The sequence below is a fragment of the Pseudomonas sp. Z2-11 genome (genome assembly GCF_054161305.1).
Genome location: NZ_CP096395.1, coordinates 435318 through 450733 on the forward strand (window position 1 = coordinate 435318; position 15416 = coordinate 450733).

12 protein-coding genes are annotated in these 15416 nt (G+C 62.9%); 3 read left to right on the forward strand and 9 right to left on the reverse strand.

Annotated elements, in window-relative coordinates; translation table 11 throughout:
- Nucleotides 1-50 precede the first annotated feature (50 nt).
- From phaC (M1E16_RS01895) to M1E16_RS01935, 9 genes are all read right to left on the reverse strand, one after another.
- A complete protein-coding gene (phaC, locus tag M1E16_RS01895; RefSeq protein ID WP_458129057.1) occupies nt 51-1733 on the reverse strand; it encodes a class II poly(R)-hydroxyalkanoic acid synthase in 1683 nt (560 codons plus the stop codon).
- A gap of 112 nt (nt 1734-1845) precedes the next feature.
- Nucleotides 1846-2703, reverse strand: coding sequence for a poly(3-hydroxyalkanoate) depolymerase (gene phaZ, locus M1E16_RS01900; protein WP_039592414.1), 858 nt, complete (start codon nt 2701-2703; stop codon nt 1846-1848).
- Between the two features lie 262 nt (nt 2704-2965).
- Nucleotides 2966-4645, reverse strand: a complete 1680-nt coding sequence (gene phaC / locus M1E16_RS01905; protein WP_458129058.1) for a class II poly(R)-hydroxyalkanoic acid synthase — start codon at nt 4643-4645, stop codon at nt 2966-2968.
- 277 nt (nt 4646-4922) lie between these two features.
- A complete protein-coding gene (locus M1E16_RS01910; protein ID WP_458129059.1) occupies nt 4923-5300 on the reverse strand; it encodes a gamma-butyrobetaine hydroxylase-like domain-containing protein in 378 nt (125 codons plus the stop codon).
- A gap of 194 nt (nt 5301-5494) precedes the next feature.
- Nucleotides 5495-6832 carry an ATP-dependent protease ATPase subunit HslU gene (gene hslU, locus M1E16_RS01915; protein ID WP_458129060.1) on the reverse strand — a complete coding sequence of 446 codons (1338 nt, stop codon included), beginning with the start codon at nt 6830-6832 and terminating at the stop codon, nt 5495-5497.
- A 43-nt stretch (nt 6833-6875) separates the two neighbouring features.
- Nucleotides 6876-7406, reverse strand: coding sequence for an ATP-dependent protease subunit HslV (hslV, locus tag M1E16_RS01920; protein WP_003186641.1), 531 nt, complete (start codon nt 7404-7406; stop codon nt 6876-6878).
- Nucleotides 7407-7674: 268 nt separating this feature from the next.
- A complete protein-coding gene (locus M1E16_RS01925; RefSeq protein ID WP_186639635.1) occupies nt 7675-8370 on the reverse strand; it encodes an SPOR domain-containing protein in 696 nt (231 codons plus the stop codon).
- A 1-nt stretch (nt 8371) separates the two neighbouring features.
- Nucleotides 8372-10108 (reverse strand): arginine--tRNA ligase, encoded by a 1737-nt coding sequence (gene argS / locus M1E16_RS01930; protein WP_305497358.1) that lies wholly within the window; start codon nt 10106-10108, stop codon nt 8372-8374.
- 232 nt (nt 10109-10340) lie between these two features.
- Entirely contained in the window at nt 10341-12560 is a 2220-nt protein-coding gene (locus M1E16_RS01935; RefSeq protein ID WP_458129061.1) for a primosomal protein N', read from the reverse strand.
- A 292-nt stretch (nt 12561-12852) separates the two neighbouring features.
- On the opposite strand from M1E16_RS01935, the gene rpmE reads away from it, so the two are divergent.
- The 3 genes from rpmE to M1E16_RS01950 all read left to right on the forward strand — a co-directional run bounded on the left by rpmE (nt 12853) and on the right by M1E16_RS01950 (nt 15356).
- Nucleotides 12853-13077, forward strand: coding sequence for a 50S ribosomal protein L31 (gene rpmE / locus M1E16_RS01940; protein ID WP_305497356.1), 225 nt, complete (start codon nt 12853-12855; stop codon nt 13075-13077).
- Between the two features lie 41 nt (nt 13078-13118).
- Nucleotides 13119-13910 carry a thermonuclease family protein gene (locus M1E16_RS01945; protein WP_458130274.1) on the forward strand — a complete coding sequence of 264 codons (792 nt, stop codon included), beginning with the start codon at nt 13119-13121 and terminating at the stop codon, nt 13908-13910.
- 177 nt (nt 13911-14087) lie between these two features.
- Nucleotides 14088-15356: a malic enzyme-like NAD(P)-binding protein gene (locus M1E16_RS01950; RefSeq protein WP_434570160.1), complete on the forward strand. Its 1269-nt coding sequence runs from the start codon at nt 14088-14090 to the stop codon at nt 15354-15356.
- The last annotated feature ends 60 nt before the right edge of the window (nt 15357-15416 follow it).

Below are 15416 nucleotides of genomic sequence, written 5' to 3' on the forward strand. Positions count from 1 at the left end.
GGTCGGTGGAGTCTTTCCACGGCCCGCAGTGCGACCGTGGGACGAGGCGTTCAGCGTACCCGTACGTAATTCCCGGGTGCCGCTTCCAGGGGCGGGTATTTCGCGTTGCCCAGCGTCATCTGCGTTTCGTGCTGGGCACCGGAGCGCTCCTGGATCCAGCCCAGCCATTGGGTCCACCAACTGCCCTCGATGTGTTTGGCGTCGTAGTACCAAGCGCGCGGGTCGCTGCTCAGCTTCGGATTTTCAATGTAGTTGGCCTTGGGGTTGCCTGGCGGGTTGAGGATGCTCTGGACGTGTCCGCTGTTGGACAGCACGAAACGTCGTTCGCCGCCCAGCAGCAACGTCGAGCGGTACACCGCGTCCCACGGAGTGATGTGGTCGTTGATGCCGGCCACGCTGAAGCTGTCCACGGTGACTTTCTGCAAGTCGATAGGCGTGCCGCACACCTCCAGGGCGCCCGGCCGTGTCAGCGGGTTGTGCTTGAAAAAATCCAGCAGGTCGCCGTGATAGGCCGCCGGAAGCCGCGTGCAGTCGTTGTTCCAGTACAGAATATCGAACGCCGGCGGCTCCTTGCCCAGCAGGTAGTTGTTGACGAAGTAGGTCCAGATCAAGTCGTTGGGCCGCATCCAGGCGAAGACCCGAGCCATGTCGCGGCCATCGAGAATGCCTTTCTGATAGGAGCGGCGCTTGGCGGCTTCGAGGGTCTGTTCGTCGATGAACAGCGTGGCCGGGCTCTCGATCTCGCTGTCCAGCAAGCTCACCAGGTAGGTGGCGCTGGCCACCCGGCGCAGTTGGCGCTTGGCTTGCAGATGGCCCTGCAGGGCGGCGATGGTCATGCCGCCGGCGCAGGCGCCCATCAGGTTGACTTCGCGGGCGCCGGTGATCGCCCGGCAGACGTTCATGGCCTCTTCCGTCGCCTCGACATAACTGGACAGGCCCCATTCCCGATGGCGCACGTCCGGGTTGCGCCAACTGACGATGAACACCTGCAAGCCGTTTTTCAGAGCGTACTGGACGAAGCTGTTGGAAGGGCTCAGGTCGAAGATGTAGAACTTGTTGATCTGCGGCGGCACGATCAGCAGCGGCGTGGCGTATTGCTTTTCGCTCATCGGCTTGTACTGGATCAGTTCCAGCAGCTCGTTGCGAAACACCACTGCGCCGGGCGTACTCGCCAGGGTCTTGCCGACTTCAAAGGCGTGTGGCGTGACTTGCCGGGGCAAGCCGTCGTTGTGCAGCAGGTCGTCGACCAGATGGCTGATCCCGCGAATCAGGCTGCTGCCTCCGGAATTGAACAGCTCCTTGATCGCCAGCGGATTGAGCAGGGTATTGGACGGCGCTACCGCATCGTTGAGCAGGGAGAAGGCAAAATGCGCACGGGCCTGATCATCCGGGCTCATGCCGCCCTCATCGACCCACTGGCGGACTTCCTTCTGCCAGCTCAGGTAGGCCTGCAGGCTGCGGCGGTAGAACGGGTTGAGCTGCCAGGTGGGGTCGGCGAAGCGTTTGTCGTCGGGGTTGGTCGGGTGCAGGGTTTCCCCCAGCAGCACGCGCCCAAGCTGGCCGCCGAGCCTCAACGCATGTCGGGCACTGTGGACCGGGTTGCGCAGGCCATGGGCGGCAACGTTGCGCAGGGTCGACAGCAGGTCCCTGCCGCGCAGGCCGGTGACCGCACTCTGTGCGTTGATGAAGCTGGCAGGGGCGGGCATGGAACCCTTCGCCGGTTTGTCGCGCATGAGTCAACTCCTTCATCATCAGGCTGAAAACAAACACACCGAACCAGACAACATAGTCGCTGTTTCGGGTAGTTGCGCGATCCGGCGTCCTGCCAGGCGCAAATGGGCGGTGTCAGCCGCCACCCAGCGGCGCGGGATGCGGGTGCATGACCGCGCGCTGCCGTTCTTCCTCGAGGAATTTCATGATGATCGGCGCCACAGCCTCGGCCCGGGTGATCAGGAACAGGTGGCCGTCATCGATGATGTGCAACTGCGAATTGGGGATGCGCCAGGCCAGCATGCGCATGTTGATCAGGGGGATCAGCGGGTCGTCATCCCCGGCCAGGATCAAGGTCGGCTGGTGGATCTTGTGCAGCCAATGGATGCTGGTCCAGCCGAGGCCCGCGAACAGTTGCCAGTAATAACCGAGCTTGCCCGCCGAACGTACCTTGGCCGCGTGACGAGCCGCCAGGCTTGGGTCGCGGCGGAACGAGCCGCCGTAGATCAGCGGCGCGATGCGCATCACATGGGACGGCTGCACGTAGCGTCGAGGACTGGCCATCATCCACAGCACCTTCGGCTTGCCCGGCACCATCACCGCGCCGGCGGCCGTGGCGGCGAGCACCAGCTTCTTGCAGCGCTCCGGATAATCATGGGCGAACTGCTGGGCCAGGGCGCCGCCCCAGGACACACCGATCACGTTGACCTGCCCATAGTCGAGGTAATCGAGCATCCGCGCGGTAAGCTTGGCCAGGCCCGGAAAACGATACGGCCGGCTCGGCGTCGACGAACCGCCGACCCCGGGCACATCGAAGGCGATCACTTCCAGGTCCGGGTCCAGGGCCTCGATGAACGGGAAGACCAGCTCCAGGTTGGCGCCGATGCCGTTGAAAATCAGCAACGGCGTCAAGTGAGGCTTGCCGGGACGTACCGCGGTGCGCAAGGTCTGGCCATCCAGATCGACGGTACGGAAAATGTACGGTTGCGGCATGCTTCAAGCCCTGTGGGTTGGGTCGCGGTCTTTCATTTTTCCCCGATCTCCTGTGGGAGCGAGCCTGCTCGCGATGACTGCGGTACATCCGAACATCAATGTGTGCTGACACACCGCAATCGCGAGCAGGCTCGCTCCCACATTGGATCTGCTGTGAACCTGAGTCTGTGTTCACCAGCGCTGTGGGCCTTACATGTCCATGTCGGCTGCGGGAATCTATTCGTGAGCAAGCTCACCCCCGCAGCGGACGAGTTGCAGTTCTTTACCGCTCATGCACATAAGTGCCCGGCGCCGCTTCCCCAGCCACATACGTCTTGTTGCCCAGCACGGTCGGGGCCTTCTTCAGCTTGCCCGAGCGCTCGGCCTGCCAGGCTTGCCAGTGCAGCCACCAGGAGTCGGTGTGCTTGGTGGAGTTTTCCATCCAGTCCTCGGCCTTGGCCGGCATGTCTTCACTGGTCATGTAGCGTGACTTGGGATTGCCCGGCGGGTTGAGAATGCTCTGGATGTGACCGCTGCTCGACAGCACGAATTCAACCTTGCCGCCGAACAGCTGCGCCGATTTGTAGCAGGACTTCCACGGAGTGATGTGGTCGTTGGTGCCGGCCAGGGAAAAGATATCGGCGCTGACCTGCTTGAGGTCGATCGGCGTGCCGCACACTTCCAGTGCGTTGGGACGGATCAGCGGGTTGTTCTTGAACATCTCGATGAGGTCGCCATGGAACGCCGCCGGGAGTCGCGTGGTGTCGTTGTTCCAGAACAGGATGTCGAACACCGGCGGCTCGTTGCCCAGCAGGTAATTGTTCACCCAGTAGTTCCAGATCAGGTCATTGGGCCGCATCCAGGCGAACACCTTGGCCATGTCGCGGCCTTCCAGCACGCCGGCCTGGTAGGAATGGCGCTTGGCCGTTTCCAGGGTCTGCTCGTCGACGAACAGCGCCACGTCGGTGTCCAGGGTGGTGTCCAACACACTCACCAGCAGGGTCAGGGCATTGACCTTTTTCTCCCCCAGCGCGGCGTAATGGCCGAGCAGCGCGGTGCAGGTGATGCCGCCCGAGCAGGCGCCCAGCATGTTCACGTCCTTGCTGCCGGTGATGGCCGTGACCACATCCACCGCTTCCTTGAGCGCTTCGATGTAGGTCGACAGGCCCCACTCGCGCTGCGCCTTGGTGGGGTTGCGCCAGCTGATGATGAAGGTCTGCACGTTGCTGCGCAGGCAGAAGCGCGCCAGGCTCTTGTCCGGGCTCAGGTCGAATACGTAGAACTTGTTGATTTGCGGCGGCACCACCAGCAATGGTCGCTCATGGACCTGCTCGGTGATGGGGCGGTACTGGATCAGCTCCAGCACGTCATTGCGAAAGACTACCGCGCCTTCGGTCACGCCCAGGCTCTTGCCGACTTCGAACGCACCCATGTCGACCTGGCTCGGCATCCCGCCGTTGTGCACCAGGTCCTTGGCCAGGTGGGACAGGCCATCGAGCAGGCTCTTGCCGCCGGTTTCGAAGAAGCGCTTCACCGCCGCCGGGTTGGCCGCCGAGTTGGTCGGGGCCATGGCTTCGGTCATCAAGTTGATAACGAAGTGCCCACGGCTGATGTCCTGGGGCGAGAGGCGGCTGTCGTCGATCCAGGCGTGCAGCTCCTTGCGCCACGCCAGATAGGTTTGCAGATAACGTCTGTAGAGCGGGTTCTGGCTCCACGCCGGGTCGTTGAAACGACGGTCATCACTGGCGGGCTGCAACTCGGATTTGCCGAACAGGACTTTCCTCAGTTCAGCGCCGAAATGGGCGACGTGCTTGACGCTGTGCAGCGGTTGTTTGATGGTCTGGGTCAGCACCATCCGGGCAGAGGCCAGCAGGTCTTTCCTGCGCAAGCCGACGACGGGATTCAAGCCCAGGGTGTTTTCCGAAGCTTGGTACTTCAACTCATCGTTGTTCTTGTTGCTCATCTACGACGCTCCATTGTCCTTCAGACGAGTACCAGGGACCGTGCCAGAAGCGCAAGGCCAATACCAGGTACGCTGCTCGGGGTGACCATTAATTCCGCATCGAGGGCAATGAGGAAACGTGTGCCAGGAACTCGCCGGTTCCTTTGCAGGGAACTTGCCAGCTCCATTGGTTACCCGAGTTTAATTTTTTTCGCAAGCAGGCCAGTCATTGACGTTGCCGCGCAGGCATTCAAGCAGATGAGTCTAGAAAATTCGCCCTAATGCGCCAGCCCTTGAGCTAGAGCATCAGCTTGACGACGGACGCATTCGGGTCGCGGGTTTTTCCGGCCGCCTTGAGTTCGGCGAGATAATCGTTCCACAGGTCTTCCTGGCGCACCGCCAGCTGGTACAGATAGTCCCAGGTGAACAATCCGCTGTCATGGCCATCGTCGAAGGTCAGTTTCAGTGCGTATTGGCCGGCCGGTTCGACCTTGGTCAGGCCGACGCCGAGCTTGCCGTATTGCAGGATGGGTTTGCCGTGGCCCTGGACCTCGGCGGAAGGCGAGTGCACCCGCAGGAATTCCGCAGGCAGGTGATACTCCTCGTCCGGCGCGTATTTGAGCGTCAGGGTCTTGGAGGCTTTGTGCAGGTTGATGGCGGTGGGGAGTTTGGTCATGAGTCGTCGCTCTCTTGAAGCCTTGGGTGAACGCCATGTGGCGAGGGAGCTTGCTCCCGCTGGAGGGCGAAGCCCTCCCAAGAGCCCGCTGCGATCCCCCTGGATGAACGGCGGCTTCCGGTTCCTGGGGCTACTTCGTAGCCCAGCGGGAGCAAGCTCCCTCGCCACAAGGGCTCGCTCACCTATCGTGTGGCCTACAGGATATACCGCGACAGGTCTTCGTTCTGCGCCAGCTCGCCGAGGTGGCTGTTGACGTATTCGGCGTCGATGATGATCGGCGCTTCGTTGTGGGCGCTGGCCAGGTCGCCGGCGCTGAACGAGACTTCCTCAAGCAAGCGTTCGAGCAGCGTGTGCAGGCGCCGGGCACCGATGTTCTCGGTCTTCTCGTTGACCTGCCAGGCGATCTGCGCCAGGCGCTTGATGCCTTCCGGCGCGAACTCGATGTTCAGGCCTTCGGTCTTGAGCAGCGCGCAGTATTGTTCGGTCAGCGACGCATGGGGCTCGCTCAGGATGCGCTCGAAGTCTTCCGGCGACAGCGCCTTGAGTTCGACCCGGATCGGCAAGCGGCCTTGCAGCTCAGGCACCAGGTCGCTCGGCTTGCTCAGGTGGAACGCACCGGAGGCAATGAACAGGATGTGGTCGGTCTTGACCATGCCCAGCTTGGTATTCACCGTGCAGCCTTCGATCAACGGCAGCAGGTCGCGTTGCACGCCTTCGCGGGAAACGTCGGCGCCGCCGACATTGCCGCGCTTGGCGACCTTGTCGATTTCGTCGATGAACACGATGCCGTGCTGCTCGACCGCTTCCAGGGCCTTGGCCTTCAGTTCCTCTTCGTTGACCAGGCGACTGGCCTCTTCATCGCGCACCAGCTTCAGCGCTTCCTTGACCTTGAGCTTGCGGTTTTTCTTCTTGCCCTTGCCCATGTTGGCGAACAGGCTCTGCAACTGATTGGTCATTTCTTCCATGCCTGGCGGCGCGGAAATGTCGACACCGGCCATTTCGGCCACTTCGATCTCGATCTCCTTGTCGTCCAGCTGGCCTTCGCGCAGGCGTTTGCGGAACAGCTGGCGGGTGTTGGAGTCCTGGGTCGTGGCGGCGTCGGCGTTGAAGCCCATGCGCGCCGGTGGCAGCAGGGCATCGAGAATGCGCTCTTCAGCGGCGTCTTCGGCGCGATGGCGAACCTTGGTGATTTCCTGTTCGCGCAGCAACTTTATCGCCGCATCGGCCAGGTCACGAATGATCGACTCGACGTCGCGGCCCACGTAGCCGACTTCGGTGAACTTGGTGGCTTCGACCTTGATGAATGGCGCGTTGGCGAGCTTGGCCAGGCGCCGGGCGATCTCGGTCTTGCCGACACCGGTCGGGCCGATCATCAGGATGTTCTTGGGGGTCACTTCGACGCGCAGTTCTTCCGGCAGTTGCATCCGGCGCCAGCGGTTACGCAAGGCGATGGCGACGGCGCGCTTGGCATCGTCCTGGCCGATGATGTGGCGATTGAGTTCGTGGACGATTTCGCGGGGAGTCATGGACATAATAATTGGCGGTCCTCAAGCGGGAGTCTGGGCCTGGAAGGGCTTACTCCGCGAGGTCCTGCTCCTCAATGGTCTGGGTGTGGTTGGTGAAGACACAGATGTCGCCGGCGATGCCCAGGGCAGTCTCGACGATCTCGCGAGCCGACAGGTCGGTCTTTTTCAGCAGGGCGCTGGCGGCAGCCTGGGCGTAGGCGCCACCGGAACCCATGGCGATCAGGCCGTCTTCCGGTTCAACCACGTCGCCGTTGCCGGTAATGATCAAGGAAGCATCCTTGTTGGCCACCGCAAGCATGGCTTCGAGGCGGCTCAGGGAACGGTCGGTGCGCCACTCCTTGGCCAGCTCGACGGCTGCGCGGACGAGGTGACCCTGGTGTTTTTCAAGTTGCCCTTCGAAACGCTCGAACAGGGTGAAGGCGTCGGCGGTGGCCCCGGCGAAACCGGCGATGACCTGGCCGTGATACAGGCGGCGGACTTTCTTCGCGTTGCCTTTCATCACGGTGTTGCCCAATGAAACCTGGCCGTCGCCGCCCATGACGACTTTGCCGTGACGGCGGACTGAAACGATGGTGGTCAAGGGAAGAGTCTCCACGCAGCGGGGCGAAAATGCCCGGATGGAACACATATGGGGGTGGCGTGGGGTTTTTCAACTGCGGGGCGGGGGAGGGGATGAGCGGTCCCCGGCTTTTCTTGCGCAGCGCTTTTGTGGCGAGGGAGCTTGCTCCCGCTGGACCGCGCAGCGGTCCCAAGCTTTTGGCTGCTACGCCCGAGGCGCCAGCCCGACCCAGCGGGAGCAAGCTCCCTCGCCACGAAAAGCCCCGCTGCCACAAATGCTTTCGTCAGAATCAGCGGCTCTGGCGTTGTTGTAACAACAGGTTGCTGAAACCGCTGCCGGCCAGTTGTTTCTGGGCCTTGGTCAGTTCTTCGCGATTGCTGAACGGTCCGACCAGTACGCGATACCAGGTTTCGTCCTTCACCGTTCCGGACTCCACCGACACCGACTGGCCCAGCAGAATGATCTGCGCCCGGACCTTGTCGGCGTCGGCTTCCTTGCGGAACGAGCCGGCCTGCAGGAAGAATTTTGTCACCGGCGCGGCCTTCTGCACCGGCGGGGCCGGTGGCGGCGTAATGCCGGCCAGGGCGGCCTGGGCGCGGGCGGTGTCGATCTTCGCCGCTTCGGCTGGGGTCACTGGCGTGGTCGGCACCTGCGGCGTCGGCAGGGTTTTCTCCGGCACCGCATCGGGCGGCACGATGACCTCCGATTCCGGGAGCAAGGTGTAGAAGTCGTATTTCGGCTTCACCGGTTGTGTCGGGCTCGGCGGGGTCTTGTTGGCCTCGGCGATCCGCGTGGCTTTCTGCTGCTCTTGCCGAACACGCTTGACGTCATCGCCCTGGCCCGGTTCCAGCTTCATCAGGAATACGATGAATGCGCCGACAGTCAGGCCGATCGCCATCCACAACCAGCCCGGAATCGGCTGTTTGGCCGGAGGCTGGTAACGACTGGCGCCGCGTTTGGGTGCAGGTTTTTTCTTGGCGGCCAAGTTACATGCGCTCCAGCGTTTCCAGGCCCAGCAGTTCCAGGCCTTGCTTGAGCGTGCGCCCGGTCAGCGCGGCGAGGCGCAGGCGGCTCTGCATTTGTGCCGGGGTCTCGGCGTTGAGGATCGGGCAATTCTCGTAGAAGCTGGAAAACAGCCCGGCGACGTCGTACAGGTAGGCGCACAAGGTGTGCGGCGTGCCCTTGTCGGCCACGTTGTTCAGGACTTCGCCGAACTGCGCCAGCCTGGCCGCCAGCTCCTGCTCGTGGGCGGCTTCGAGGACGATCTGGCCCTCGATTTCGTCGAAGCCCTTGCCGAGTTTGCGGAACACGCCCGCCACGCGGGTGTAGGCGTAGAGCAGGTACGGTGCGGTGTTGCCTTCGAAGTTGAGCATCAGGTCGAAGTTGAAGCTGTAGTCGCTGGTGCGGTGCTTCGACAGGTCGGCGTATTTCACCGCGTCGATGCCGACCACTTTGGCGATCTTGCGCAGTTCGTCTTCGGCCAGCTCCGGGTTCTTGCCCTTGACCAGAGTGTACGCACGGTCCTGGGCTTCGGTGAGCAGGTCGATCAGCTTCACCGTGCCGCCATCGCGGGTCTTGAACGGGCGGCCATCGGCGCCGTTCATGGTGCCGAACCCCATGTGTTCCATTTCCATCGGGTGGGTCACGAAACCGGCCAGGCGGGCCACTTCGAACACCTGCTGGAAGTGCAGGGCCTGGCGCTGGTCGACGAAATACAGGACCCGATCGGCCTTGAGCACGCCGTTGCGATAACGCACGGCCGCCAAGTCGGTGGTGGCGTAGAGGTAGCCACCGTCGGCCTTGACGATGATCACCGGCAGCGGTTCGCCATCGGCAGTCTTGAACTGGTCAAGGAACACGCACTGGGCGCCGTTGCTTTCCACCAGCATGCCTTTGGCCCGGAGGTCGTTGACCACGTTGATCAAGTCGTCGTTGTAGGCGCTTTCGCCCATTACGTCGGCCATGCTCAGCTTGACGTTCAGCAGTTCGTAGATCTTCTGGCAGTGGGACAGCGAGATGTCCTTGAACTTTGTCCACAGCGCCAGGCACTCGGCATCGCCAGCCTGCAGCTTGACCACCAGGCCACGGGCGCGGTCGGCAAACTCGGGCGATTCGTCGAAGCGTTGCTTGGCGGCGCGGTAGAAGTTTTCCAGGTCCGAGAGCTCGTCGCTGGTGATCGGGTTTTCCTGCAGGTAGGCCATCAGCATGCCGAACTGGGTGCCCCAGTCGCCGACGTGGTTCTGGCGTATCACCGTGTCACCGAGAAACTCCAGGACGCGCGCCACGCCATCGCCAATGATGGTCGAGCGCAGGTGACCGACGTGCATTTCCTTGGCGAGGTTGGGGGCCGACAGGTCGACCACGGTGCGCTGCAACGGGCCGGCCTTGCGTACGCCGAGGCGCTCGTCGGCCAGGGCCGCGTCCAGCCGCGAGGCCAGCGCCTGGGTATTCTGGAAGAAGTTGATGAACCCGGGGCCGGCAATTTCGGCCTTGGTGACGTTTTCGTCGGCCGGCAATGCGGCGATGATCTTTTCCGCCAGGTCGCGAGGTTTCATGCCGGCCGGTTTGGCGAGCATCATCGCGATGTTGCTGGCAAAGTCACCGTGGGTCTTGTCGCGGGTGTTCTCGACCTGAATCGCCGGCGACAGGCCTTCTGGCAGCACACCTTCAGTGACGAGTTGGGTGATGGCTTGCTGGATAAGCTGGCGAATGGTGTCTTTCATGGTCTTCTCTTTCAACCGCAGGCGCGGCGGCGCTTCGATGCGCTGGTGGAAAAACTGGGCATTATCCGTGGCGCGGGCGAGCTTGCCAACTGTAGCGGGTCGGTTGATGCCTGTCAGGGATGGCTCGGATGTACTTGGGCCCTGTGGGAGCGGGCTTGCTCGCGAAAGCGACGGCACAGCCAACATCACCACAACTGACCCACCGCCTTCGCGAGCAAGCCCGCTCCCACAGTCAATACAAATCCACCGGATCCACATCCAGCGACCAGCGCACCGACCGCCCGCTGGGCAGTTGTTCCAGTACCAGCAACCAGGCGCTCAGCAACCGATGCAGCGGTGCGCGGGCATTGGCCTGTAATAAAAGCTGTGCGCGATAACGTCCCGCCCGCCGTTCCATCGGAGCCGGCACCGGGCCCAATAGTTCGATACCGCTGAGGCTCTGTTCCGCCAGCAGGCGCTCGGCCTCGCTGCACGCTTCGTCCAGGAAGCCTTCGGCCTGTCCTGGCTTGTGCGCCTCGGCCCGCAGCAGCGCCAGATGGGCGAACGGCGGCAGGCCGGCGGCGCGACGTTCGCTCAAGGCCTGCTCGGCGAAGGCGAAGTAGCCCTGCTCGGTCAGCTGGATCAGCAGCGGGTGGTCGGCCAGGTGGGTCTGGATAATCACTTTGCCCGGCTCCTCGGCCCGTCCGGCGCGACCTGCGACCTGGACGATCAGCTGCGCCATGCGCTCGCTCGCGCGGAAGTCACCGGAAAACAACCCACCGTCGGCATCCAGGATCGATACCAGCGTCACGCGCGGGAAGTGATGCCCCTTGGCGAGCATCTGCGTGCCCACCAGGATGCACGGCTGGCCCTTCTGGATCGTGGCGAACAGCTGATTCATCGCATCCTTGCGCGAGGTGCTGTCGCGATCCACCCGCAGCACCGGGTAATCAGGAAACAGGATGCCCAGACGTTCTTCGGCGCGCTCGGTGCCAGCGCCTACCGGGCGCAGGTCCACTTTCCCGCACTGCGGGCAATGCCTCGGCACCCGCTCGGAGTGCCCGCAGTGGTGGCAGCGCAGTTCGCCGTAGCGCTGATGCACGGTCATTCGCGCGTCGCAGCGCTCGCAGCCGGACATCCAGCCGCAGTCATGGCACAGCAGGGTCGGGGCGAACCCCCGGCGGTTGAGAAACACCAGCACCTGCTGCCCAGCGGCCAGGGTCTGGCCGATGGCTTGCTGCATCGGTCCGGAAATGCCGCTGTCCAGCGGGCGGCTTTTCACATCCAGGCGCAGGAAGCGCGGCTGCTTGGCGCCGCCGGCCCGCTCGTTGAGGCGCAGCAGGCCGTAGCGACCGGTGTAGGCGTTGTGCAGGCTTTCCAGGGAGGGCGTGGCCGAGCCGAGCACGATCGGGATGTTTTCCTGGCGAGCCCGCACCAGCGCCAGGTCACGGGCGTGGTAGCGCAGGCCTTCCTGCTGTTTATAGGAGCCGTCGTGTTCTTCATCGATGATGATCAGGCCGGGGTTTTTCATCGGCGTGAACAGCGCCGAGCGGGTGCCGATGATGATGTCGGCCTCGCCGTCGCGCGCGGCGAGCCAGGCTTCCAGGCGCTCGCGGTCGTTGACCGCCGAATGCACCAGGGCGATGCGCGCATTGAAGCGCTGCTCGAAGCGCGCCAGGGTCTGTGGGCCCAGGTTGATTTCCGGAATCAGCACCAAAGCCTGCTTGCCGGCTTCAAGGGTCTGGCGGATCAGTTGCAGGTAGACCTCGGTCTTGCCGCTGCCGGTGACGCCCGCCAGCAGAAAGGCGTGATAACTGTCGAAACCCGCGCGAATCGCCTCGCAAGCGGTCCGCTGTTCGGCGTTGAGCGGCAGTTCCGGCTGGGCCAGCCAGTGTTCGTGGCGCGCGTCGGGGGCGTGCCGGCGGACTTCTACCTGGACGAGATTCTTGGCCAGCAGCAGGTCAAGGCTGTCCTTGCTGAGCATCAACTTGCTCAACAGCTGGTGCGCTACCCCATGGGGATGCTGGGCCAGGGTCGCCAGGGCCTCGCGTTGGCGCGGTGCGCGGGCGATGCGCGGGTCATCCAGCGAAGCGCCCGGCGTCACCGACCAGAATCGCTCCTGGCGTGCCTCGGCCGGTTCGCCCTGGCGCAACAGCACCGGCAATGCCCAGCTCAGAGTGTCGCCCAGGCTGTGCTGATAATACTGCGCGGTCCACAGGCACAGTTTGAACAGCGCCGCGGGCAGCGGTGGCGTGGCGTCGAGCAGCGCCAGGGCCGGTTTGAGCTTGTCGACCGGCACTTCGCTGTGATCGGTGACTTCCACCAGGATCCCGATCATTTCCCGCCGGCCGAACGGCACCCGCAGGCGCATGCCCGGCTGCAACTGGGCGCGTGTTACCCCGGCTGGGGCACGGTAGTCGAACAGACGGCGCAGGGGCGATGGCAGGGCGAGGCGCAGGATGGCGTCGGGCACGCGGGAGGGTCTCGATAGACAAGCAAATTCAGAAAACCTGGCGCGATCCTTGTGGGAGCGAGCCTGCTCGCGAAAGCGGAGCGTCAAGCAATACTCATGTGACGGGTCCACCGCCTTCGCGAGCAGGCTCGCTCCCACAGAGGAGCTGGCGCATGAGGCGGGGAGCCTAGCAGACGGTTGGTACAAGTTGTAGCTTGCGTGATTAATCTTGTCTGGTAGAATCCGCGGCCTAATTACGTGCGGTATTCAACAATAGTGTTGGGTGGCGGCACGCTAGCCTGAGGAAAACACCATGAAAACCGATATCCATCCGGACTACCCAGTTGTGGCCGTAACCTGCAGCTGCGGCAACAAGTTCGAAACGCGTTCGACCTACGGCAAAGCCCTGGCGATCGACGTTTGCAACGAATGCCACCCGTTCTACACCGGTAAGCAAAAGACTCTGGATACCGGCGGCCGTGTTCAGAAGTTCGCCGATCGTTTCGGTGCTTTCGGCAAAGTTACTCCAAAAGCCTGAGGCTGATCATCTTGGAAAGTCGTTCCGGCTATTCCAGGCTGATGAAAAAGGCGTCCCTAGCGGGCGCCTTTTTTGTGTCCGCGATTTGGCTCTGTGGTGCCCAGGCGGCGTGCCCGCCCCCGGATGGACTGCCCGACGTGGCCGTGCAACGGGTGGTCGATGGCGACACCTTGTACCTCAGCGACGGTCGTCGCATCCGCATGATCGGTCTCAACAGTCCGGAACTGGGAAAGCGCGGGCGTGCGGATGAGCCGTTTGCCGTGGCGGCGCGCCAGCGGCTTGAGGCGCTGGTGGCTGCCAGCGCCGGTCGGGTCAGGGTGTCGCCTGGCAAGGACGACCGGGACGACTACGGGCGCACGCTGGCCCATGTCTATGACCAGCAGGGTCGGAACCTGGAAGAGCAATTGATTGCCGAGGGGCTGGGTTACCTGGTTGCGGTTGCGCCGAATGTCGATCTGGTCGAATGCCAGCAGGCGGCGGAGCGCAAGGCGCGGCAAGCCGGCCTGGGGCTATGGAAGAAGTCACCCGTCGTGCGCGCGGAGCAGATCAAGGCCCCCGGTTTTGCGCTGGTCAGCGGCCGCGTAGACAGTGTGCAACGCAATCGCGGCGGGATCTGGATCGAGCTGCAAGGCTCGGTTGTCCTGCATATTGCGGCCAATCTGCAGCGAAGCTTTGACGCTTCGATGCTCAAGGGCCTGGAAGGCCGGACCATCGAGGCCCGTGGTTGGGTTGTCGATCGCTCTCGACGCGGTGCGGCCAGGCCCGGGCAGGCGCGGTGGATGTTGCCTCTGACTGATCCGGCAATGTTGCAGGCAGTGCTCAGGCAGAAATAATTGTAGACATTTTTTGACGTTATTGTATCCATGAATCCCTTGTGTTTCCTGGTTCTTGGCCCAAAGTCGTAGGGCAGGGCGCTTGACAGCAGTGACTGGTCAGTCTTGTAGGGACTTTGCGAGGCGCGTATCCTCGGCGGTCCGTCTGTCCAACACAGTAAAAAGCGGAATGCCCACATGTCTGATCTGAAAACTGCCGCTCTCGAATATCACGCTAATCCTCGTCCAGGAAAGCTGAGTGTCGAGCTCACCAAGGCCACCGCCACTGCCCGCGACCTGTCGCTGGCCTACAGCCCCGGCGTAGCCGAGCCAGTACGCGAGATCGCTCGCGACCCTGAGCTGGCCTACAAATACACCGGCAAGGGCAACCTGGTTGCAGTCATTTCCGATGGCACCGCGATTCTCGGCCTGGGTAACCTCGGCCCACTGGCCTCCAAGCCGGTCATGGAAGGCAAGGGCGTGCTGTTCAAGCGCTTCGCCGGTATCGACGTGTTCGACATTGAAGTCGATTCCGAAAGCCCGCAAGCCTTCATCGACACCGTCAAGCGCATCTCCATCACCTTCGGCGGCATCAACCTGGAAGACATCAAGGCACCTGAGTGCTTCGAGATCGAGCGCGCCCTGATCGAACAGTGCGACATTCCGGTTTTCCACGATGACCAGCACGGCACCGCGATCGTGACCGCAGCCGGCATGATCAATGCCCTGGAAATCGCCGGCAAGACCCTGCCGGAAGCCAAGATCGTCTGCCTGGGCGCGGGTGCCGCGGCCATCTCCTGCATGAAGTTGCTGGTGAGCATGGGCGCCAGGATTGAAAACATCTTCATGGTTGACCGTACCGGCGTGATCCACTCCGGCCGTGACGACCTGAACCAGTACAAGGCCGTGTTTGCCCACGCGACCGACAAGCGCTCCCTGGCGGATGCGCTGGACGGTGCAGACGTGTTCGTCGGCCTGTCGGGTCCGAACTTGCTGAGCCCGGAAAACCTGCTGCGCATGGCGCCGAACCCGATCGTGTTCGCCTGCTCGAACCCGGACCCGGAAATCTCCCCGGAACTGGCTCACGCCACCCGCAGCGACGTGATCATGGCCACCGGCCGCTCGGACTATCCGAACCAGGTCAACAACGTCCTGGGCTTCCCGTTCATCTTCCGTGGTGCCCTGGACGTTCGCGCCAAGCGCATCAACGAAGAAATGAAAGTCGCCGCCGCCAACGCCCTGCGCGAACTGGCCAAGCTGCCGGTGCCTCAGGATGTGTGTGACGCCTATGGCGGCATCAAGCTGGAATTCGGTCGTGAGTACATCATTCCGAAGCCAATGGATGCGCGCCTGATCACCCTGATCTCCGACGCCGTGGCCAAGGCCGCGATCGAGACTGGCGTGGCCACCCTGCCGTATCCGAAGAACTACCCGCTCAAGAGCGTGGATGACGTGTTCAACGGCTAAGCCGTTGTAGCGCTTCAACAAAAAGCCCCGGCTCGTGTGAGCCGGGGCTTTTTATTGGGA